Genomic DNA, 22,277 nt, shown 5'->3' with positions numbered 1-22,277 from the left:
CTCCTTTTAGAAGAATCGCGGATCGTCGAAGGCACCGGTCGCGACCAGATAGACGTAGAAGTCGGCGAGCGCCACGCTCACCAGTGACGCCCAGGCGAGCTGCATGTGCCGGGCGTTGAGCTTCCCCGTCCACTGCCACATCCGGTAGCGCACGGGATGTCTGGAGAAGTGCTTGAGCTTGCCGCCGACGATGTGCCGGCAGGAGTGGCAGGAGATCGTGTACGCCCAGATCAGCACGATGTTGACCAGGAACACGAGGGTGCCGAGACCCATGTGGCCCCACGCGTAGTTCTCGTCGCGGAAGGCGAGCACGGTGTCGTAGGTGAGGATCCCGGCGACCAGGAGCGCGGCGTAGAAGAAGTACCGGTGGATGTTCTGGAGCACCAGCGGGAAGCGGGTCTCGCCGGTGTACTTCTGGTGCGGCTCGGCCACCGCGCAGGCGGGCGGGGACGCCCAGAAGCCCCGGTAGTAGGCCTTGCGGTAGTAGTAGCAGGTCAGGCGGAAGCCGAGCGGGAAGATCAGGATGATGATCGCGGGCGAGAGGCCCCACCAGCTGCCGAAGATCTCCCAGTTCGGGCCGGCCTTCATCGGCACGCAGTTCTCCGCCAGGCAGGGGGAGTAGAAAGGCGAGACGTACGGCGCCGCGTAGTAGTCGGCGTTCGCGAGGGCCCGCCAGGTCGAGTAGACGATGAAGGCCAGCAGGCCGGCGGCCGTGCCGGCCGGGGCCAGCCACCAGCGGTCGGTGCGCAGGTGGGGAGCGGTGATCGCGGCGCGCGTACCCGCCCGTACGCCGCCGCCTCTCGGGTGGGGATCTGTGGCGGGAGGTTCCGTACCAGTGGCCACGTGACGACTCCGGTCGGGTTCGGGGGAGGTGCCGGTCGCTCGACGCCCTCCCGGTCAGGGGGCGCGCCGGTCCCGGGCGCCGAGCCCCTCGTCGTCCGAGTCGACCCACAGGGAGGGGTCGTACGGCGTGTCCGAGATGGTGACGAGGTCGGGGCGCTTCGATGGGGCCGGCGTGGCGGCGGCGTCGCGCAGCAGGGCGACGCTCTCGCGCAGGTGGCTGGCATCGGCCCGGACGCGGCGCATCTCCAGGCCGCCGGTGCCGAGCTGCTTCTCCAGGCGCCCCAGCGATCGGAACAGTTCGTCGAGACTGCGCTGGACTGACGTCAGTTCGTCGTGAACGGACATGACTTGCCCTCACTTCCGCGGGTCCTTCGAGGCCCAAGGCGGCAACGTTCATGCGCCTGCGAGTGTTGCGCGTCACACCTTGTGCTGTGAAGGGATGTGCATCGATTGGCCGAGGCGCGTGGGTGCACCCTGCGGTGCGCTGCGCCGGACGGGTGACTTCCCGCCCGTGACCGCCGTGTCGCCCTGTGTTGCTGAACCCTTTCCTCTTCAGTGGCCGCATACATCAGACAAGCTCCAAATACCGCCAAATGTGATCGTAACGCCCGCGGCTTCCCGGAGGTAGCACAGATGTCCCAGCACGCCGTCGGCCCGCGTGCGGTCACGCGCTCGGTCGCCTTCCTCACCGCGGGCGTGCTCGCGGTGCCCGCGCTCGCCGGATGCGGCTCCAAGGACCCGGCCGGCAAGCCGCTCGCGGCGCCGGACATCCAGCCCGCGGGCCGCGACCGGATCGCCGACGGCGGCACCCTGCGCTGGGCGGTCGACTCCGTGCCCGACACGCTGAACACCTTCCAGTCGGACGCCGACGCCACCACCACCCGCGTCGCCCAGGCCGTCCTGCCGTCGATGTTCCGGATGAACGCCTCCGGCCGCCCCGAGCGCAACCCCGCCTACCTGGAGTCCGCCAAGGTCGTCGAGACCGAGCCCAAGCAGGTCGTCCTGTACAAGCTCAACCAGCAGGCCGTCTGGAGCGACGGCCGGGAGATCGGCGCCGCCGACTTCGCCGCCCAGTGGCGCGCCCTGTCCGGCAAGGACACCGCCTACTGGACCGCCCGCAACGCCGGCTACGACCGCATCCAGAAGATCGAGCGCGGGGACAGCGCCCTTGAGGTCCGGGTCACCTTCAGCCGCCCCTACGCGGACTGGCGCTCCCTGTTCTCGCCGCTGTACCCGAAGGACGTCATGGGCACCCCGAACTCCTTCAACGACGGGGCCCGCAAGAAGCTCAAGGTCACCGCCGGTCCCTTCACGGTGAAGAAGGTCGACACCAAGGACGAGGAGATCACCCTCGCCCGCAACCCGCGCTGGTGGGGCGAGCCCGCCAGGCTCTCGGAGATCGTGCTGCGCGCCGTCCCGCGCGACAAGCGGGCCTCCCAGCTGGCCGCCGGCACCCTCGACCTGGCCGAGATCGACCCCGCCGCGGCCCGCCGCATCACCGTCGCCGCCCGCCCCCAGAGCTCCAGCAGCCCGCTGATGGGCCCCGGCGCCGACCGGTCCGCCGCGGACGCCCTGCACTCCTGGGCCGTCGCCAACGGCTCCGACGAGGACGCCGCCGACGAGGAGACCGTCGCCCGCAAGAAGCTGCGCAAGGCGGCCGCCAGGTACGCCCGGCAGCAGCAGGCCCTGCGCGGCTTCGAGGTGCGCAAGTCCCTGGAGCCCGCCTACACCCAGCTCGCCCTGAACGGCGCCGAGGGCCCGCTCACCGACGAACGCGTCCGCAGGGCCGTCGCCCGCGCCCTGGACCGAAAGGAGCTGGCCAAGGCCGTCCTCGAGCCGCTCGGACTGCCCGCCGTCCCGGTCGGCAGCCACCTGGCCCTGTCCGGCCAGGCCCACTACGCCGACAACAGCGGCGCCCTCGGCGGCCAGGACACCAAGGAGGCCCAGGCCCTGCTAGCCGACGCCGGGTGGGTGCGGGGCGGCCCCGTCAAGGAGCAGGAGAAGAAGAAGGAGGGGGAGAAGGCGGCAGGCGCCGAGGGCGAGAAGGCAGGCGCCTCCAAGAAGGAGTCGGACGACGACGGCACGTACGTCGTCGGCGAGGACAACAAGGCGCACGGCCGGCAGGACCCCACCGACCACCTCGCCCATGAGGGCAAGCCGTACCAGCAGCCGGCCCAGGGCGGCGCCCCCGGCGCCTACGCCCCCAAGGGCACCGCCGCCCCGGCGGGCCAGGAGGCCGCCCGGCTCGCCAAGAACGGCAAGGCGCTCACCCTCCGCTTCGTGCTCCCCTCCGGGCCCGGCTCCCAGACGCTGCGCACGGTCGCCGACCGCATCTCGCGCATGCTGGAGCGCATCGGCATCGGCACGGAGATCTCCAAGGTCTCCGACGAGTCCTACTTCAAGGACCACATCGCGTCCGGCCAGTACGACCTCGCCCTGTACTCCTGGCCCGCCACCGCCTACCCCGCCACCGACGCCCGCCCCGTCTACGCCAAGCCCGTCCCGGCCGCCGACGGCTCCCTGAACATCGAGCAGAACTACACCCGCGTCGGCACCGACCAGGTCGACCAGCTCTTCGACCAGGCCATCGCCACCCTCGACGAGGGTGAGTCCCGTTCCCTGATCCGCAAGGCCGACTCCCGCATCTGGGCGGCGGCCGGCTCCATCCCCCTCTTCCAGCGCCCCCAGCTGGTCGCGGCCCGCAAGAACCTGGTCAACACCGGCGCCTTCGGCTTCGGCACGCCGGTCTACGAGGACATGGGCTTCCTGAAGAAGGGCGCGAAGCCCGCGTCGGGACCGTCGGCGAAGGGCTCGGCCGCCCCGTAGCTCTGGAAACGCTCAAACGCCTTGCTGCCCACGCCCGGCGCCCGCACCATGAGATCAACAGTGATCATGGTGCGGACCCGGGCGTCCGTACGCGGGGGCGGGAGTCGGCGGATGAGCGGCACGGTACGGCGCTACTGCACAGCGGGGCTGGTCGCCGCGACCCTGGCGACGGGGGCGGCGGCTTGCACGGGGGACTCGGACGAGCGCGGCACCGACAAGGCGGCGGCCTGCACGAACGGCACCTATGCCTGGTCCGGCGTGCGGCGGACGGAGAAGCTGACCGAGATGAGCGACCCGATCACGTTCGAGAAGCGGACCGCCTCCTACTCGGCCAAGCTCAAGCCCGTGGATGACAAGACCTACCGGCCCTCGGTGACCGGCGCGCCCCGGGGCGTCGGCGCGGCCGCCGTGATCACGGCCCTGGGCAGGCACCTGAAGGTCGAGGAACCGCTCGCTGGTCCGTCCGAGAAGGAGCCCCCGGGGCCGGACCACTACTTTGAGGCGGCGACCGGCGACCTCAAGGGCGACTACTACTCCTGGGGCTACATCAGGATGGTCACGGCCGACTTCGCGTACACCTGCGGAAACGGCGAGCCCGTCAAGGGGCAGGTGCTGACCTGGGAGGGCACCGGCAGCGGATTCATGCCCTGTTCCGAGGAGCTGCCCGAAGGCGTGGGCGCCCGTGCGGCGGCCGGTGCACTGTGCCCGGCGGGCTCCCGGGCCGCGAGGGCAGCGGACTGAGCCGTGCCTGCCCCGAACGGCCACGGCGGCCCCGCCCCCGGCCACCGGGCGCCTGGAGAAACGGTGGAACCCTCGCCACCTGCCTATATACCTCCCGGCACGTCCCAGCGGCAGCGCACCCGTACCATGGGGTGAGGCCGTGGCACGTTCAGCCCGGCAGGGCCCGCGCACCGCAGACGTCCGCGCAGGGCATTCCTCACACTCCGGGAGTACGCCTTCTTATGGCCACGCGCCACGACATCCGCAACGTCGCCATCGTCGCCCACGTCGACCACGGCAAGACCACCATCGTCGACGGCATGCTGAAGCAGGCCGGCGCCTTCGCCGCGCACCAGCTCGAAGGCGTCGACGACCGCATGATGGACTCGAACGACCTGGAGCGTGAGAAGGGCATCACGATCCTGGCCAAGAACACGGCGGTGAAGTACCACCCGAAGGACGGGGGGGACGTCATCACCATCAACATCATCGACACCCCCGGCCACGCCGACTTCGGTGGCGAGGTGGAGCGCGGTCTGTCGATGGTCGACGGCGTCGTCCTGCTCGTGGACGCCTCCGAGGGCCCGCTCCCGCAGACCCGCTTCGTGCTGCGCAAGGCGCTCCAGCAGCGGCTGCCCGTCATCCTGTGCATCAACAAGACGGACCGCCCGGACTCCCGGATCGACGAGGTCGTCAACGAGACCTACGACCTCTTCCTCGACCTGGACGCCGACGAGGAGCAGATCGAGTTCCCGATCGTCTACGCCTGCGGCCGTGACGGCATCGCCTCGCTGACCAAGCCGGACAACGGCACGGTCCCGCCGGACTCCACCAGCCTGGAGCCGTTCTTCTCCACGATCCTGGAGCACATCCCGGCGCCCACCTACGACGAGGCCGCCCCGCTCCAGGCCCACGTCACCAACCTGGACGCCGACAACTTCCTCGGCCGTATCGCGCTGCTCCGCGTGGAGCAGGGCGAGCTGCGCAAGGGCCAGACGGTCGCGTGGATGAAGCGCGACGGGTCCGTCAGCAGCGTCCGCATCTCCGAGCTGATGATGACCGAGGCGCTCACCCGCAAGCCGGCGGAGATGGCCGGCCCCGGTGACATCTGCGCGGTCGCCGGAATCCCGGACATCATGATCGGCGAGACCCTGGCCGACCCGGAGAACCCGGTCGCCCTGCCGCTGATCACCGTCGACGAGCCGGCGATCTCCATGGTCATCGGCACCAACACCTCCCCGCTGGTCGGCCGTGGCGCCACCGGCAAGGGCGCCGACAACAAGGCGGCCGTCAAGGACCGCAAGGTCACCGCCCGCCAGGTGAAGGACCGCCTCGACCGCGAGCTGATCGGTAACGTCAGCCTCCGCGTGCTGGACACCGAGCGTCCGGACGCCTGGGAGGTGCAGGGCCGTGGTGAGCTGGCGCTGGCCATCCTGGTCGAGACGATGCGCCGCGAGGGCTTCGAGCTGACCATCGGCAAGCCGCAGGTCGTCACCAAGGACGTCGACGGCAAGGTCTACGAGCCGGTCGAGCGCATGACGATCGACGTGCCCGAGGAGCACATGGGTGCCGTCACGCAGCTCATGGGCGTCCGCAAGGGCCGCATGGACAACATGTCCAACCACGGCTCCGGCTGGGTCCGCATGGAGTTCGTCGTGCCCTCGCGCGGCCTCATCGGCTTCCGGACCGAGTTCCTGACCCAGACCCGCGGCACCGGCATCGGCCACTCCATCCACGAGGGCTTCGAGCCCTGGTTCGGCACCCTGCAGACCCGTAACAACGGCTCGCTGGTCGCCGACCGTGCCGGTGCGGTCACCGCGTTCGCGATGACCAACCTGCAGGAGCGCGGCGTGCTGTTCGTGGAGCCGGGCACCGAGGTGTACGAGGGCATGATCGTCGGCGAGAACTCCCGCGCCGACGACATGGACGTCAACATCACCAAGGAGAAGAAGCTCACCAACATGCGGTCGTCGACGGCCGACGTGACCGAGTCGATCGTCCCGCCGCGCAAGCTGTCCCTGGAGCAGTCCCTGGAGTTCTGCCGCGACGACGAGTGCGTCGAGGTCACCCCGGAGGCGGTGCGCATCCGCAAGGTGAACCTGGACGCCCGCGAGCGCGCCCGCGCCGCGAGCCGCGCCAAGCACGGCTGACCTTCCCGCGACGGCACCGGGCACCCCGCGTGGGCGGGGTGCCCGGTGCCGTTCGTTGAGCGTGCGCCTCGTCACAGGGGGAGGCCAAGCGAAGGAAAGGGTGAGGGAAAACCCTCGATTTACGGGCGACATCCGTCGGGGGCGGTCCGCTCCCACTACCCTGCTCCGGAAGCGCCGCGCCTCCCCGGCTCCGGGGACGGCACAACGGCCTTGCCGCACAAGCTTCTTGAGCGCGCGACAGACATCAGTGGCACCCTGCACGGGAGTCACGTCGGTCGCAAGCGGTTTATCTCACTCTCGCGTCCGGAATGCGGACAGTAGCCACCGATAGATGTGTAACAAGTCCGTTTCGCAGGGATCTCTCACCAAACCCTTTGTCCGGATTTTGGAAGATGTAGGCGAGAGCTGTGATCGAACCGAGACCTCGAGAGTGTGGTTCGGTCCTGGCGTTTGGCAGATAGTTAGGCGCGTAGAGCTCGGATGAACGGGTCACTCGCTGGAGGCGGCGCCGACTCACGAGCGCGGGGGCACCTGACGATTTCCGGCACCGGCGACGGGCGGTGGCGGTGGTCTGTCTGTGCTCCCTTTGCGGTGAACCAATGACTTCATAGGAGGAACCCATGCGCGGTGCCAAGAGCGCCAAGTGGGTCGCGGGGGCGATTGTCGTCGCCCTGGCCGCCACCGCCTGCGGCGGCAACGGTGATGGTGAGGGGAAGAGCAAGGGCTCCGGCCCTGCGGGATACGTCTCGATCGACGTCGGCGAGCCCCAGAAGCCGCTGATCCCGGCGGACACCAACGAACAACTGGGCTCGTACGTCATCCAGTCCCTGTTCACCCAGCTGCTGGACTTCGACGCCAAGGGCAACATCGTCTACACGAACGCCGAGTCGGTCACCACTGACGACTCCAAGACGTGGACGGTCAAGCTCAAGAAGGGCTGGAAGTTCCACAACGGCGAAGAGGTCACGTCCAAGTCGTACATCGACGCTTGGAACTGGTACGCCAACATCAAGAACAACCAGCAGAACTCCTTCTGGTTCCAGGACATCAAGGGCTACGACGATGTCCACCCGGAGAAGGGTGACCCGAAGGCCGAGACCATGTCCGGCCTGAAGGCCGTGGACGACCACACCTTCACCATCGAGTTGAAGAACACCATGCCGTACTTCAACTACAAGCTGGGCTACAGCACGTGGGCCCCGCTGCCCAAGGCCTTCTACGACGACCCGAAGGCCTTCGGCCAGAAGCCGGTCGGCAACGGTCCCTACACCTTCGAGAAGTGGGACCACAAGAAGCTCATCCAGGTCAAGGCCTGGGATGACTACAAGGGCCCGAACAAGGCGAAGAACAAGGGCGTCCTGTTCAAGAACTACACGACGGTCGAGGCCGCCTACAAGGACGTCGTCTCCGGCAACCTGGACATGATCCGCCAGGTCGGCCCGACGGACCTGCCGAAGTACAAGCAGGACCTGGGCGACGGCGCCATCGAGCAGCCGTACGCGGCCCTCCAGACGCTGACCCCGGCGTTCTACTCCAAGACCTTCAAGGACATCGACCCGAAGGTCCTGCAGGGTCTGTCGATGGCGATCGACCGTGACACGATCACCAAGACGGTTCTGAACAACACCCGTACGCCGGCCAAGGGCTTCACGCCGCCTGGCGTCAAGGGCTACCAGAACCTGGACACCGACGTGTTCACGTACAACCCGGAGAAGGCCAAGCAGCTCATCGAAGAGGGCGGTGGCGTTCCGGGTAACAAGTTCACCGTCCAGTACAACACCGACGGTGGGCACAAGGAGTGGGTGACCGCGGTCTGCGGGTCCATCCGCAAGGCCACCGGCGTCGAGTGCGTCGGCGACCCGAAGCCGGACTTCGCCACGGACCTCGAGGCCCGTGACAACGACCAGGTGAAGGGCATGTACCGCGGTGGCTGGGTCGCCGACTACCCGGTCAACGCCAACTTCATGAAGGAGCTCTACCACTCCACGGCCGAGGCCAACAACGGTCGCTTCTCCAACAAGGAGATCGACAAGCTGATGAACGAGGCCGACAAGGCCACGTCCCTCGAGGAGTCGGTGAAGGCCTTCCAGGAGGTCGAGAAGAAGCTGCTCGACCACATGCCGTCCATCCCGCTCTGGTACTACCGCATCAACGGCGGCCACGGTAAGAACGTCGACAACGTCAACGTCGACTTCCACGGTGACCTCGAAGTGTGGGCTGTCACCACCAAGTAAGAGGAGCCTTGCGGGCTCTTCCCACTCGGCCGTAAGCCCGCCGCCATTCAGGGGCGGCGGGAGGTGCGCGGGGTCGTCTCGTCATCAGGAGACGGCCCCCGCACCTGCGTTAACCCCTCACGGAGGCACCTATGGGGCGCTATGTCGCACGACGACTGCTCCAGATGATCCCGGTGTTCATCGGGTCAACTCTGCTCATCTTCTGCATGATGTACGCCCTGCCCGGCGATCCCGTCCGGGCGATGATGGGGGATCAGGCGTACGACCCGACGGTGGTCGCGAACATCAAGAAGGACCTCGGCCTCGATCAGCCGCTGCTGCAGCAGTATGTGAACTACATGACCGGGTTGCTCCAGGGCGACTTCGGTACCCAGATCGCCAGTCAGCAGCCCATCAAGGACGTCATCCTCGACGCGTTCCCGGTGACTCTCCGGCTGACGCTCTTCGCCTTCACCTTCGTCACGCTCGTCGGCATCGGCCTCGGCGTCATCGCCGGCCTGCGTCCCGACACGCTGCGGGACCGCGGACTGCTGACGCTGACCCTGTTCCTCGTCTCGATGCCGTCCTTCGTGCTGGGCTTCCTGCTGCAGTACCTGCTCGCGTTCAAGTGGCAGGTCACCACGCCCACGGTGACCGACTCGACGGACTTCTCCCAGCTCGCGCTTCCCGCCATCGTGCTGGCGTCGCTCTCCCTCGCCTACGTGGCCCGCTTGACCCGCACGTCGATCGCGGAGAACCTGCGCTCCGACTACATCCGCACCGCCGTGGCCAAGGGGCTGCCGCGCCGCCGTGTCATCGGTGTCCACCTGATGCGCAACTCGCTGATTCCCGTGGTCACCTTCCTCGGTATCGAGATCGGCAGCCTGATGACCGGGGCCATCGTGACCGAGGGCATCTTCAATGTGCGGGGTGTCGGTATCGAGGTCTACGAGGCGCTCACCCGGCGTGAGGGCGCCACGGTCGTGGGCATCGCCTCGCTGCTGGTGCTCATCTACCTCGCTGCCAGCCTGATCGTCGACCTGCTCTACGCGGTCCTGGACCCGAGGATCCGGTATGCCTGACAAGACCGCTGAGAAGAAGATCGAAGCCCTTCCCGGTGACACCGTGAGCACCGCGGGTGTCGTCGTGACCGACGCGGGCCCGGCTCCCGAGAAGGCGCGCAGCCTGTGGTCCGACGCCTGGCACGACCTGCGGCGCAACCCGCTGTTCCTGGTGTCGTCCGTGCTGATCGTGTTCCTGCTGGTGATGTCCATCTGGCCGGGACTGTTCACCAGCGCCTCGCCGCGCGACGCCGATCTGGCCAAGCACTATCTGGGGAAGCCGAACTGGGGTCACGTCTTCGCCCCGGACTGGCTCGGCTACGACGTCCAGGGCCGTTCGATCTACGCCCGGGTCGTCCACGGTGCCCGCGCCTCGATCACCGTCGGTGTGGGCGTCACCGTCGCCGTCACCGTCCTCGGTACGGTCATCGGCATGATCGCCGGCTACTTCGGCGGCTGGACCGACACCCTGCTCTCGCGGATGACCGACATCTTCCTCGGCATCCCGTTCCTGCTCGGCGCCCTGGTGGTCCTCAACTCCTTCGACGACCGCACCGTCTGGGTCGTCATCATGGCCCTGGCCTTCCTCGGCTGGACCCAGATCGCCCGTGTCGCCCGCGGTGCCGTGATAACCATCAAGCAGTCGGACTACGTGGTGGCCGCCAAGGCACTCGGCGCCTCGACGTCCCGGATCCTGTTCCGGCACATCCTGCCCAACGCGCTCGCGCCCATCATCGTCGTGGCGACCATCGCGCTCGGCGGCTACATCGCCGCCGAAGCCACCCTGTCCTTCCTGGGCGTGGGTCTCGGTGACTCGGCGGTATCCTGGGGCGGCGACGTGGCACGAGGACGTGAGCAGCTCCGTATCGCCCCCCACACCCTGATCATCCCCTCGGTGATGGTCTCGATCACGGTGCTCTCGTTCCTGATGTTCGGCGATGCGGTACGCAACGCCCTCGACCCCAAGATGCGCTGAGGGAGGCGTACGTGACCATCATCGATGAAACGGCCGGGAGTCCCGCGCCGGACGGCTCGGCGGACACGGGCCGCCCGCTGCTCGAAGTCCGCGACCTGCACGTGGAGTTCCACACCCGCGACGGTGTCGCCAAGGCCGTCAACGGCGTCTCCTACTCCGTCGCCGCGGGCGAGACGCTCGCCGTGCTCGGCGAGTCCGGCTCCGGCAAGTCCGTCACCGCGCAGGCGATCATGGGCATCCTCGACATGCCGCCCGGCCGCATCTCCAAGGGGGAGATCCTCTTCCGCGGCCAGGACATGCTGACGATGTCCAACGAGGAGCGCCGGAAGATCCGCGGCAACAAGATCGCGATGATCTTCCAGGACGCGCTGTCCTCGCTGAACCCGGTGCTCTCCGTCGGCTACCAGCTCGGCGAGATGTTCCGCGTGCACCAGGGCATGTCCAAGAAGGACGCCAAGGCCAAGGCGATCGAGCTGATGGACCGGGTGAAGATCCCGGCCGCCGCGGCCCGGGTCAACGACTACCCGCACCAGTTCTCCGGCGGTATGCGCCAGCGCATCATGATCGCGATGGCGCTCGCCCTGGAGCCGGACCTGATCATCGCCGACGAGCCCACCACGGCCCTCGACGTGACCGTCCAGGCCCAGGTCATGGACCTGCTCGCGGAGTTGCAGCGCGAGTACAACATGGGACTCATCCTGATCACCCACGACCTCGGCGTGGTCGCCGACGTCGCGGACAAGATCGCCGTGATGTACGCGGGACGCATCGTCGAGCGCGCCCCGGTCCACGAGCTGTACAAGCGCCCCGCGCACCCGTACACCAAGGGCCTGCTGGACTCGATCCCGCGCCTGGACCAGAAGGGCCAGGAGCTGTACGCGATCAAGGGCCTGCCGCCCAACCTGACGCGTATCCCGTCCGGCTGCGCCTTCAACCCGCGGTGCCCGCAGGCGCGGGACGTCTGCCGTACCGACGTCCCGGCCCTGAACCCGGTCGCCGAGCGGGACGGTACCGAACTGGCCGGCCGCGGCTCGGCCTGCCACTTCTGGAAGGAGACGATCCATGGCTGAGCTCAGCAAGACCGACGAGCCGCAGGACGCCACGCCGAACGTCTCCGAGGTCGACGTCGTCGACGCCCACTCCGAGTCGGAGGCGGTCGCCGCGATCGAGGCGCCGGCCGAGCGGGGCGAGCCGATCCTGCAGGTGCGCAACCTGGTGAAGCACTTCCCGCTCACCCAGGGCATCCTCTTCAAGAGGCAGGTCGGGGCGGTCAAGGCCGTCGACGGCATCTCCTTCGACCTCTACCAGGGCGAGACGCTCGGCATCGTGGGCGAGTCCGGCTGTGGCAAGTCCACGGTCGCCAAGCTGCTGATGCTGCTGGAGAAGGCGACCGCGGGCGAGGTCTTCTACAAGGGCCAGGACATCACCAAGCTGTCCGGCCGCGCGCTGAAGACGGTTCGGCGGAACATCCAGATGGTGTTCCAGGACCCGTACACCTCGCTCAACCCCCGTATGACGGTGGGCGACATCATCGGGGAGCCGTTCGACATCCACCCCGAGGTGGCCCCGAAGGGTGACCGGCGCCGCAAGGTGCAGGAACTCCTGGACGTGGTCGGCCTCAACCCGGAGTACATCAACCGCTATCCGCACCAGTTCTCCGGCGGTCAGCGCCAGCGCATCGGCATCGCCCGCGGCCTCGCGCTCAACCCCGAGATCATCATCTGCGACGAGCCGGTCTCGGCCCTGGACGTTTCTGTCCAGGCGCAGGTCATCAACCTGATGGAGAAGCTCCAGGACGAGTTCAACCTCTCCTACCTCTTCATCGCGCACGACCTGTCGATCGTCCGGCACATCTCGGACCGGGTGGGCGTGATGTACCTGGGCAAGATGGCCGAGATCGGCACGGACGCGGAGATCTACGACCACCCGACGCACCCCTACACCCAGGCGCTGCTGTCGGCCGTCCCGGTCCCCGACCCGGAGTCCCGCGAGGGCCGGGAGCGGATCATCCTCACCGGCGACGTCCCGTCCCCGGCCAACCCGCCCTCGGGCTGCCGCTTCCGCACCCGCTGCTGGAAGGCCGAGGACAAGTGCGCCGAGGAGGTCCCGCTCCTGGCGGTCCCCGAGCGCTTCCAGGGCGAGGACACCCTGGCGGCGCACGAGTCGGCCTGCCACTTCGCCGAGGAGAAGGACGTGGTCCACGCGGCCTGACCGCACGGCCCCGATTCCCGGCATCCCCCAGGGGTGCCGGGATTTGGCGTTCGAGGGTTTCGGCGTACTGCATCCGCATATCCCCGCAAATCCCCACCAACTGCGTTAACACGCAGGCAACTTCGCCGACCCGATTCCGATATACGGACGCGTCAGGCTGAGCAGCGTACGGCCGTGCGGGTGCCGTAAGCGGGCCGGGGCGCGCCATGTAGCCCCGGCCCGTTGCCGTGTCCTCAGGTGCCGGTGAGGCCCAGGGAGCGCTTCAGGAAGTCCACCTGGAGCAGCAGCAGGTTCTCCGCGACCTGCTCCTGCGGGGTCATGTGCGTGACGCCCGACAGGGGCAGCACCTCGTGGGGGCGGCCGGCGGCCAGGAGGGCCGAGGAGAGGCGCAGGGCGTGCGCGACCACGACGTTGTCGTCGGCCAGGCCGTGCACGATCATCAGGGGGCGGTGCGGCCCGGCGGGGGAGGACAGGTCCCCGGCGGTGACGAGGGAGCTCTTCGCGTACGACTCCGGGTGCTCCGCCGGAGTGCCGAGGTAGCGCTCCGTGTAGTGGGTGTCGTACAGGGACCAGTCCGTCACCGGCGCGCCCGCGATGCCCGCGTGGAAGACGTCCGGGCGGCGCAGTACCGCCAGCCCCGCCAGCCAGCCGCCGTAGGACCAGCCGCGGATCGCCACCCGGGAAAGGTCCAGTGGGTACCGCCGCGCGAGGTCCTCCAGCGCCTCCACCTGGTCGTCCAGCGACAGCGTGAAGTCGTGGTGGACCGCCTTCTCCCAGGCGGGGGAGCGGTGCGGTGTGCCCCGGCCGTCCGCGACCACCACCGCGAAACCCTGGTCCGCGAACCACTGCGAGGTGAGGTGCGCGTTGTGCGCGGCGGCCACCCGCTGGCCGTGCGGGCCACCGTACGGGTCCATGAGCACCGGCAGGGGGGTGTCACCGTCGTAGTCCCGTGGCATAAGCACGGCGCACGGGATTCGGCGTGCGCCCCCCTCGGTGAGCGTCACGCGGGGGGACATACCGGGATCTTCGGCGTACGAGCGGACAGTCACGGTCGCTTTTCCGTCGCGCAGGATCCGCACCCGCGAACCTGGCCGATCCAGCGCGGCCGACACCAGGACCGTCACCGCCCCGGCCCGCACCGCCGCGTGCACGCCCGGCTCCTGCGACACCCGCTCCACGCCCAGCTCGTTCACCCGGTACACATGCACCTGGCCCGTCTCCGCCGCACCGGCCTCCTCGCCAGCCGACGCCGAGACCAGCACGTCCGCGTCGGAGACGTCGAGCACGGCCCGGACGTGCAACTGCGCTCCCGTGAGCGGCCGCTCCCCGACCGCAAGCACCCGCGCACCGCCCTCGTCCGCGATCCGGACCAGCTGCCCGGACGGGCTCCAGCACGGCACCCCGGCGAAAAGTTCCAGCCATGTTCGATCTTCGTCGGCGTGCACCATCCGCGTCGCGCCCGACTCCGGATCCACGGCCAGGATCAGCTGGCTGCGCTGGTCGCGCGCCTGTACGAGCAGCAACGGCGCACCCGCCGCTGACCAGTGGACATGCGCCAGATACGGGTACCGCGCCCGGTCCCAGGCGACCTCCGTGCGCGTGCCGTCCAGGTCGATCACGAACAGCCGCACGTCCGCGTTCTGGGTGCCCGCCGCCGGGTACGCCACCCGCTGCGGCTCCCGCTCCGGATGCGCCGGGTCCGAGATCCACCACCGCTGCACCGGCGTGTCGTCCACCCGCGCCACGAGCAGCCGGTCCGACTCCGGAGCCCACCAGAAACCCCGTGAACGTCCCATCTCCTCGGCCGCGATGAACTCGGCGAGTCCAAATGAGACATTCTCCGACTCCGGCTCGGCGAGCGCCCGGTCGCCCGCCCCCTCCGCGCCCACCACGCGCAGGGCACCCTGCGCGGCGTAGGCGACGAACCGCCCGTCGGGCGACGGGCGCGGGTCGATCACCGGCTTCGGCGTGGGCAGTTCACGCGCCGTCCCAGCCCGCAGCTCGGCCGCGAAAAGCCGTCCTGACAAGGCGAAAGAGGCCACCTCGACGGCCGAGTCGGTGGCGTACCCGACGATGCCGGCGCCGCCCTCACGGCTGCGTTCCCGCCGCGCCCGCTCCTCGGGCGAGAGGTTCTCCGAGGCACCGCCCAGCAGGGCGCGCGGGTCGGCGGCCACGCGCTCTCCGCCTTCCTGTGTGTCGAGGACCCACAGCGAACTCGCCCGGTCCGTACCGGAACTGGAGCGCAGGAACACGACACGCGAACCGTCGGGCGCCACAGTGAACGAACGCGGCGCGCCGAGGGTGAAGCGCTGGGTACGGGCGTGCCGTCGGGGGAAGGAGTCAGGCTCGGTCGTCATGCCCTGACCATATTGGCCATGCGCCCCCTTGTGCGGCCGTGCGCCGATCGATGCGCACGGAGGGATAGTTATGATCAATGTCGCATAGTGGGTATGAACCTGCTGGCTGCTGTACGGATTTACTGCCCCCATAGTCCGACCCCCCCGCGCCCTCGTGGATCTTTGGAGGTGAACCGCCGTGGCACTCTCGATTTCGGCGGTGGTGCTGCTGGCGATCATCGTCTTCTTGTTGATCAAGAAGTCGGGACTGAAGGCGGGGCATGCGATCGTCTGCATGTTGCTCGGCTTCTACCTCGCCTCCTCGACCGTCGCTCCCACGATCAGCGAGCTGACGACGAACATCGCGGGCATGATCGGCAGCATCAAGTTCTGACCGCCGCGCCTCCCGGCCGGGGCCCGAGGGAAGCCCTGGGCCTTCGGCCGGAGCCCGTGCCGCGTCCGTCCCGGTGGCCGGCATTCCCGGCTCGGGTTCCTTGAGCCTTGCGGGCCGGGCGCGCCGGACCGAGGTGATCACCGAGCAGATCGCCCCGCGACCTCCAGTCCGCCCTGACGAGTTCACGGCCATCGCCCGCTCCCAGGGCGGCGACGTGGACGTACCAGAGGTCGAGGTCGAGTAGCCGTTCAGCCCTTGGACGCGTACGTCACGAAGTCGGCCCAGGCCACCGGTGAGAGCTGGAGGCGGGGGCCGACCGTGTGCTTGGAGTCGCGGACGTGGATGGTGCTGGGGGTGTTGGCGACCTCGACACAGTCGCTCGGGTTGCTGCTGTCGCTGTAGCTGCTCTTGAACCACACCAGCGCGGATACGTCTTCGGCAGAGGCCTTGCGGATCATCTTTCTCCCACCAGTTGCTCGATGAAGGCCAGTGACTCCCGTGCGGTCAGAGCCTCGGCCCGGATGATGCCATAGCGCAGTTCAAGGATCCTGACCTGCCTCGGATCATGGACGGGGCGGCCATTGAACTCGTCGTCCATGCGCCCAACCGCCGTACCATCCTCGAACTTCAGCACCTGGATGCGGCCTCCGGTCCCAGGATGATCCCAGCGGTCCGTCGGCATCACCTGAATCTCCACGTTTGGCAACTTCCCGACTTCCAGGAGGTGTTCGAGCTGACTGCGCCACACCATCTTGCCTCCGACGGGGCGCCTGAGTGTCGTCTCTTCCAGGACGAAGCTGAGCTCAGGGGCTGGTGCACGATCGTAGATCGCCTTTCGGGCCATGCGTGCCGCCAGTGCCTGCTCCAACTGGTCTTCCGGGTTCACCGGCCGCCGTGTTCTTAGCAAGGCCCACGCGTACTCCTTTGTCTGGAGCAAGCCGTGCAGGTTGTGATTGCCGTACGAGAGCAGCTCTACGGCCTTCGCCTCCATCTCCGCCAGATCCCGCACCTTCTTCGGGTACCGGACCTTCTTCACGTCCTCCTTCATCGCCGAGAGCAACCCACCAGCGCCCAACACCTCGTCGGCCATGTCCAGGTACTCGGGGCGTGGGATCCGCTTACCCGCGTCGATCTTGTACACCATGTCTTCGCCGTACCCCACCGCCTCCCCGAACTCGGCAGCCCGCATCCCCACGGCCTCCCGCCGGAGCTTCAGCTGCCGCCCAACGGTTGCGATGACCGCCAGTCCCCATTCGTCGTCCGGGTCCACCTCCCAACCCGGTTCGTCCGCCTCGGTCTTGAGTCGCCTGACCTCACCGTCCACCGACATACCGTGCCCCTCCGTCGTACGGCCTTACCGACCCGCCTCGTACGCGTCCGGCCCGTCCCGACAGGCCCGGACATCACCGGACAAGCCCCGGACAGTCACCGTACGCAACGGCGTCGTCACTGTTCACGGTAAGCGCACTCCGCCACGCTGAGTGACGCGAATCAAGAAACCGCCATCCCCGAGGTTCAACTCGACACACCGATCCGCAATTTCAGCGTTCAGTTGTCACCCACGCCCCGCGGAGCCCGCCTCGCCCGACTGCTCGCCACCGAGCAGCTCCGCTCCTGGGGCCTCCCCTTGGACCCGGCGGCGCACATCGTGGCCGAGCTCGCCGCCAACGCCGCCGCGCACAGCCGTGTACCCGGCCGGGACTTCAGGCTCACCCTCTACGTCGGCGGCGACACCCTGCGCATTGAGGTCACCGACACTCGGGGTGACCGCCTCCCGCGGTTGCAACAACCCACCCACCCCGCATGCCGAGGCCGGCCGAGGCCTCGTCCTCGTCGACGCGCTCGCAGACCGCTGGGGCACGGCCCTCGGGCCGTCCCCGCGTAAGACGGTGCGGGCCGAGTGCGAAGTCGGTCCGCCACCGGAACCCGCCTGCCCGTGCTCCGTGCTACGACGGTGAGAAGGAAGCTCACCTACCCCACCCCTACCGCCCGCAGCGCACACCCCCACCGATCCCCGCCGGGGCGGAAGAGCCGTGACTCCGCATGGCTGAAACGCATACGTACCGTTGAACGCGCCTGAGAAGCCCCAGAAGATGGTCATGAGCGCCCTGCCTCACGGATCCACGGGGTCCGGGGCGAATGACACGGTGCCGGCGTTTTGAGGTCGGTGGGATCGGAGGCTGAGCGGGTGCTGGCGGGTGGCGGCGCGGTCGTGAGCGGTGTCCGATGAGGAACCGTATGCAGGTCGCGCTTCAGATCATGCTGGCGCTGGTCGCCTGCTTGCTCGGGATCGCTACCAACTACGCGACCAGTACCGACGATGTCCCTTGGGCGATGGCGGCGATTCAGCGGTTTTCCGTTCCGGCCATCGGAGTGCTGATCGTGGCACTCGTGGTCGGGCAGGTCGTTGTCTACCGGCTGGAGAACCCCGCACCGCCTCGGGTCGAGTGGCCGCGTGACCGGGTTCCGTACCCGGGCCTCGACGCCTTCGACGAGGACGAGGCGCCCGTCTATTTCGGCAGGGAAGCACAGGCTGCCGAACTGACGCGCAGGCTGCACGCCACCGCGACGCACCCCGCTGACCGGTTCCTGTTGCTGGTCGGGGCGTCCGGAAGCGGAAAGTCCTCGCTGGTCAGGGCAGGGGTGATGCCTCGGCTTCGGGAGCGCCGCTGGACCGTTGTACCGGCCTTCGCTCCCGGACCCAGCCCGCTGGGCGCCCTCGCGGGTGCGTTGGCGGCCGTCGCCGAGGGGACGGAACCGGCGAGTGCCGTACTGCGCAGGCTGCGTCAAGGGCCGGACGCGCTCCGAGCCGAACTGTCGCGGCTGCGTGGTGGCCGGTTCCGACGGGTGCTCCTCGTGGTCGACCAGTTCGAAGAGGTCGTCACCCTGGCGGGGGAGCGTGAACGCGTCCAGTTCCTCGAAGCGTTGCGGACCTGTGTGGAACGGGATCCGGCGGTCCGCGTGCTGGCCACGCTCCGGGTTGATCTGCTCGGCAGGCTTCTCGGCACCGGACAGGCGGAACTCTTCCAACACCCCGTCGTCATAGGTGCATTGGGCAGAACGCAGCTCGTCGAAGTCGTGGAGCGGCCGGGGGCCCTCGTCGGGCTCGGCTTCGAGGCCGGAGTCGTCGACTCCATCGTGAGCGAGACCGGGACGGACGACGCACTGCCGCTGCTCGCCTATCTCCTCCAAGAGCTGTACTTCGCCTCCGGCGCTGGCGGGACGGTGACCGAGGAGCTGTACCGGCGGCTCGGCGGAGTGCCTGGCGCGCTGGCGCGACAGGCAGACAACACCGTGACCGGGCTCGGTGCAGGCGTGGGCATCGACGCCGTGCTCCGGGTTCTGCTCCGGTTCGTCACTGTCGAGGGGCAGGAGGTGGCTCGCCGCCATGTACCGCTGCCCGAACTCGACGGACAGGACCGCCATGTCGTCGACGCCTTCGTTGAGGCACGGCTGCTGCGCACCGACGTCACGGGAGGCGGTTCCACAACCACCAGTGAGCCCTACGCACAGGTGACGCACGAGGCCCTGTTCCGCCAGTGGGCCCCGTTGCGGCAGGAGGTCGAGGCGCGTGCCGAACGGCTTCGCGAGCGCGCCGAACTGGAGCGGTGGGCGGCCGACTGGGAGCGGGCCGGACGCAGCGACGACTACCTGCTCACCGGGGAACGCCTCAGCGCGGCCCGGCGCTGGCTGGAGGCGCTGGAGGAATCCGGGCAGGCGTCCCCACCCGCCCGCGCACTCGTAGAGTCCTCGCAGCGCCGCGACCTGACCTTCCTCAGCCGCGTCTCCGACAGCATCGGTCGGCAGGTCCTCCTGAGCGCGGAGGGCGAACCGGAGCGTTCCCTGCTGCTGTCGCTCGCCGCGCTCGGCGAGTGCACACCCACGCCCTCGGCCAGACGCGGGCTGATGGCGGCACTGGCGGCAAGTCACGTTCGTGTCCGGCTCGACGGACACACCGACACAGTCCGGCACATCGCCTGGTCCCCCGACGGGCGCATGCTGGCCACGGCGTCCAGGGACGGCACAGCCCGCGTTCACGACGCACCGTCCGGACGCACCCGGCTGGTGCTGCCGTGCGACGGCGTCATGGTCGAGTCCGTTGCCTGGTCGCCGGACTCGACGCGGGTGGCAACCGCCGGCCGTGACCGAGTCGTACGGATCTGGGATGCCGCCTCGGGAGATCCGGTCCGTCTGCTCACCGGAGCTGGGGACCTCAGCAGACAGGTCGCCTGGTCGCCGGATGGCCGACTCGTAGCGGCGAGCTCCAAGGACCGGATCGTCCGGGTCTGGGAGGCTGACAGCGGTCGGATCGTGCACGAACTACACGGGCACAGCGAGGACGTGTGGGGTGTGGCCTGGGCGCCGGGTGGTGATCGCCTCGCCTCCGCCTCCCACGATCAGACCGCGATCGTGTGGGACCTGACGACCGGGACGGCGGCCACCACGCTCACCGGACACTCGGACTTCGTCGAGGGCATCACCTGGTCACCCGACGGACGGCACATCGCGACCGGCTCCGGGGACCACACCGCCCGCATCTGGAATGCCATGACAGGCGACCTGCGCCTGTTGCTGCGAGGACACACCGACTACGTGTGGAACCTGGCCTGGTCGCCGGACGGTCGGATGCTGGCCAGCGCTTCCTCGGACCGCACCGTGCGCATCGTCGACACCGAGGACGCCAAGGTCCTGGCCGTGCTGCGGGGCCACGCGGACACCGTGTGGGGCGTCACCTGGTCGCCCTGCGGAACCATGCTCGCCACCAGCTCCACCGACGGCACTGGCATGGTGTGGGACCTGCGCCCGCGTGGCGCCGAGGTCGTACTGGCCGATGGACACCAAGGCCCGGTGAACCGTGCCGCGTGGCCCAGCGATGGCGACCGTTTCGCCACGGCCTCGGACGACGGCACCGTACGGGTGTGGGACGCGGTGACCGGCGCTCCAGCCGGACCGGTGATCGAGTGCGAGGACCGGGTCTGGTCCGTCGCCTGGGCTCCCCAGGGGGAACGACTCGCGTTCAGTACGAACGACGGACTGTTTCGGATCATCGACGGGCGCGGCAGCACACTGTTCGAGCGAAACGGCGAGGTCATCGAGGGGTGCGCATGGTCTCCGAACGGCGGCCGGATCGCCACCGGTGGTCACGACGGTGCCGTGCGCGTCCGGTCCGCGCCGGACGGGACCGAGCTGCTGAAACTCACGGAACATCAGGACTGGGTGGGGCGCGTGGCCTGGTCGCCGAGCGGTCGGCTGCTCGCCAGCTGCTCCGACGACCGTACGTGTCGACTGTGGGACATCGGGGAGGGGCGGCAGTTCACCGTGCTGCGCGGCCACGAGAACTACGTGGAGGACGCGGCCTGGTCTCCGGACGAGACGAGGATCGCCACCGCTTCCGGCGACTGGACCGCAGCTGTGTGGGACGTCGTCACCGGGCGACGTATCGAGGTGCTCAAGGGGCACGAGGGGCGGCTTCGCGCCGTCGCCTGGTCGCCCGACGGCCTGCACATCGCCACGGGCGGCGACGACCGCACCGTACGGGTCTGGTCCGCCACGACTCTCGAAGAGGTCGCCGTCGTGGGTGTGCACCAGGACAAGGTGCTCTCCGTGGCCTGGTCCCCGGACGGCACACGGCTGCTCACGGGATCGGCCGACGGGACGGCGCGGGTGTGGAGAGCGGAGCCCGACTACGACCTGCTGGAGGCCACTGCCCGGGGGAGGGTCTTCCGTACCCTCACCCACGAGGAACGGCGGCAGCATCTACTGCCGCTCGACCCCGTGTGACCTGAGCCGTGTATCGAAAGTACTGGTCAGGGCCGTTGAGGTCCTCGGCAACCAGGACTAGGACCAGCGCCCGATGGCACACGGTCACTTGATCTCTAAGCTCGCTGCCATCCAAGCCCACGGACACAGCCACTGGTTTTCACAGGCCTGCCCCAATCACGAGGTACAACAATGCCGGCTGACGCCGCAGCTCACATCCGCATAGCTCGGCCCTCACGCGACCTCCGAGCAGCAGAACACTTCTGGGTCTCGGGCCTCGGCCTCGACGTCCTGTACCAGCATGCGGCGGACGGCACCCCAGGCCGGAGTTCGCTTCTCATGGTCGGCTGGCCCCATGCCGGCTGGCATCTGGAACTCGTTCACGATCCCGCCGCTCCCTTGGAGCCGCGGCCGACCCTCGAAGACCTACTGGTCATCTACCTCGGCGAGCCAGTGGCCGACTCTCTAGTGGAACAGCTCGAGCGGCACGGCGGGAAACGAGTGCCAGCTCATAATCCGTATTGGGACACCTGGGGTGTGACTCTCCAGGACCCAGACGGCTATCTGCTCGTGCTGTCCACCCGTGCCTGGTCCAACTCGTAGACGCTCACAAACTTGCTGGCCACAGCCACCTGTTGATGGCCGCGACGGGGACGGTCGCCTCGTAGCGGACGGCAAGCTTGTCGTATCGCGTGGGTGCGCCACGAGGCGCCATGGAATCGAGTGAGGTGAGAGACCTTCACCGCCGGGTTGTCGCAGCAACCTGGTTGAAGCTGGGGGCAGTTCG

Annotated in this window: 17 protein-coding genes and 1 pseudogene; 13 read left to right on the top strand and 5 right to left on the bottom strand. The window is 68.6% G+C overall.

The window, feature by feature from the left end:
- Nucleotides 1-6: 6 nt before the first annotated feature.
- Together ACZ5TL_RS22440 and ACZ5TL_RS22435 are read right to left on the bottom strand one after the other, a co-directional pair.
- Nucleotides 7-843 (bottom strand): hypothetical protein, encoded by an 837-nt coding sequence (locus tag ACZ5TL_RS22440; RefSeq protein WP_468591890.1) that lies wholly within the window; start codon nucleotides 841-843, stop codon nucleotides 7-9.
- Between the two features lie 54 nt (nucleotides 844-897).
- Entirely contained in the window at nucleotides 898-1,188 is a 291-nt protein-coding gene (locus tag ACZ5TL_RS22435; protein WP_468591889.1) for a hypothetical protein, read from the bottom strand.
- Nucleotides 1,189-1,476: 288 nt separating this feature from the next.
- Here ACZ5TL_RS22435 and ACZ5TL_RS22430 point away from each other — a divergent pair, with 288 nt between their 5' ends.
- From ACZ5TL_RS22430 to ACZ5TL_RS22395, 8 genes are all read left to right on the top strand, one after another.
- On the top strand, nucleotides 1,477-3,669 hold the full coding sequence (locus tag ACZ5TL_RS22430) for an ABC transporter family substrate-binding protein (protein ID WP_468591887.1): 2,193 nt from the start codon (nucleotides 1,477-1,479) through the stop codon (nucleotides 3,667-3,669).
- Between the two features lie 111 nt (nucleotides 3,670-3,780).
- Nucleotides 3,781-4,410 (top strand): hypothetical protein, encoded by a 630-nt coding sequence (locus ACZ5TL_RS22425; RefSeq protein WP_468591885.1) that lies wholly within the window; start codon nucleotides 3,781-3,783, stop codon nucleotides 4,408-4,410.
- Nucleotides 4,411-4,631: 221 nt separating this feature from the next.
- On the top strand, nucleotides 4,632-6,539 hold the full coding sequence (gene typA / locus ACZ5TL_RS22420) for a translational GTPase TypA (protein WP_468591883.1): 1,908 nt from the start codon (nucleotides 4,632-4,634) through the stop codon (nucleotides 6,537-6,539).
- A 620-nt stretch (nucleotides 6,540-7,159) separates the two neighbouring features.
- Nucleotides 7,160-8,773 carry a peptide ABC transporter substrate-binding protein gene (locus tag ACZ5TL_RS22415; protein ID WP_468591882.1) on the top strand — a complete coding sequence of 538 codons (1,614 nt, stop codon included), beginning with the start codon at nucleotides 7,160-7,162 and terminating at the stop codon, nucleotides 8,771-8,773.
- Between the two features lie 131 nt (nucleotides 8,774-8,904).
- The gene (locus ACZ5TL_RS22410; RefSeq protein WP_468591881.1) at nucleotides 8,905-9,834 is read left to right on the top strand and encodes an ABC transporter permease; all 930 of its coding nucleotides are present in this window, start codon (nucleotides 8,905-8,907) and stop codon (nucleotides 9,832-9,834) included.
- Nucleotides 9,827-10,789, top strand: coding sequence for an ABC transporter permease (locus ACZ5TL_RS22405; protein ID WP_468591879.1), 963 nt, complete (start codon nucleotides 9,827-9,829; stop codon nucleotides 10,787-10,789). The genes ACZ5TL_RS22410 and ACZ5TL_RS22405 overlap by 8 nt, the downstream gene beginning before the upstream one ends.
- Before the next feature lie 11 nt (nucleotides 10,790-10,800).
- On the top strand, nucleotides 10,801-11,859 hold the full coding sequence (locus tag ACZ5TL_RS22400; protein ID WP_468591877.1) for an ABC transporter ATP-binding protein: 1,059 nt from the start codon (nucleotides 10,801-10,803) through the stop codon (nucleotides 11,857-11,859).
- Nucleotides 11,852-13,000, top strand: coding sequence for an ABC transporter ATP-binding protein (locus tag ACZ5TL_RS22395; RefSeq protein ID WP_468591876.1), 1,149 nt, complete (start codon nucleotides 11,852-11,854; stop codon nucleotides 12,998-13,000). The genes ACZ5TL_RS22400 and ACZ5TL_RS22395 overlap by 8 nt, the downstream gene beginning before the upstream one ends.
- A 233-nt stretch (nucleotides 13,001-13,233) precedes the next feature.
- On the opposite strand, the gene ACZ5TL_RS22390 is transcribed toward ACZ5TL_RS22395, so the two are convergent.
- Complete coding sequence (locus tag ACZ5TL_RS22390) at nucleotides 13,234-15,357, bottom strand: prolyl oligopeptidase family serine peptidase (protein ID WP_468591874.1); 2,124 nt, start codon at nucleotides 15,355-15,357, stop codon at nucleotides 13,234-13,236.
- Nucleotides 15,358-15,535: 178 nt separating this feature from the next.
- Here ACZ5TL_RS22390 and ACZ5TL_RS22385 point away from each other — a divergent pair, with 178 nt between their 5' ends.
- Together ACZ5TL_RS22385 and ACZ5TL_RS22380 are read left to right on the top strand one after the other, a co-directional pair.
- On the top strand, nucleotides 15,536-15,730 hold the full coding sequence (locus tag ACZ5TL_RS22385) for a hypothetical protein (RefSeq protein WP_003992731.1): 195 nt from the start codon (nucleotides 15,536-15,538) through the stop codon (nucleotides 15,728-15,730).
- A 100-nt stretch (nucleotides 15,731-15,830) separates the two neighbouring features.
- The gene (locus ACZ5TL_RS22380) at nucleotides 15,831-15,974 is read left to right on the top strand and encodes a hypothetical protein (RefSeq protein WP_468591873.1); all 144 of its coding nucleotides are present in this window, start codon (nucleotides 15,831-15,833) and stop codon (nucleotides 15,972-15,974) included.
- Between the two features lie 4 nt (nucleotides 15,975-15,978).
- On the opposite strand, the gene ACZ5TL_RS22375 is transcribed toward ACZ5TL_RS22380, so the two are convergent.
- Both ACZ5TL_RS22375 and ACZ5TL_RS22370 read right to left on the bottom strand, forming a co-directional pair.
- Nucleotides 15,979-16,188: a DUF397 domain-containing protein gene (locus ACZ5TL_RS22375; RefSeq protein WP_468591872.1), complete on the bottom strand. Its 210-nt coding sequence runs from the start codon at nucleotides 16,186-16,188 to the stop codon at nucleotides 15,979-15,981.
- Nucleotides 16,185-17,060 carry a helix-turn-helix domain-containing protein gene (locus ACZ5TL_RS22370; RefSeq protein ID WP_468591871.1) on the bottom strand — a complete coding sequence of 292 codons (876 nt, stop codon included), beginning with the start codon at nucleotides 17,058-17,060 and terminating at the stop codon, nucleotides 16,185-16,187. The genes ACZ5TL_RS22375 and ACZ5TL_RS22370 overlap by 4 nt, the downstream gene beginning before the upstream one ends.
- A gap of 147 nt (nucleotides 17,061-17,207) precedes the next feature.
- On the opposite strand from ACZ5TL_RS22370, the pseudogene ACZ5TL_RS22365 reads away from it, so the two are divergent.
- The 3 genes and pseudogenes from ACZ5TL_RS22365 to ACZ5TL_RS22355 all read left to right on the top strand — a co-directional run bounded on the left by ACZ5TL_RS22365 (nucleotide 17,208) and on the right by ACZ5TL_RS22355 (nucleotide 22,093).
- A pseudogene (locus ACZ5TL_RS22365) lies at nucleotides 17,208-17,688 on the top strand (ATP-binding protein).
- Between the two features lie 280 nt (nucleotides 17,689-17,968).
- Complete coding sequence (locus ACZ5TL_RS22360; RefSeq protein WP_468591869.1) at nucleotides 17,969-21,511, top strand: nSTAND1 domain-containing NTPase; 3,543 nt, start codon at nucleotides 17,969-17,971, stop codon at nucleotides 21,509-21,511.
- Between the two features lie 171 nt (nucleotides 21,512-21,682).
- The gene (locus ACZ5TL_RS22355; protein ID WP_468591867.1) at nucleotides 21,683-22,093 is read left to right on the top strand and encodes a VOC family protein; all 411 of its coding nucleotides are present in this window, start codon (nucleotides 21,683-21,685) and stop codon (nucleotides 22,091-22,093) included.
- Nucleotides 22,094-22,277: the final 184 nt, after the last annotated feature.

The sequence above is a fragment of the Streptomyces sp. NPDC033136 genome (genome assembly GCF_055578235.1).
The sequence above is the reverse complement of the archived record's forward strand: the minus strand, read 5'-3'. Positions and strand labels throughout refer to the sequence as shown.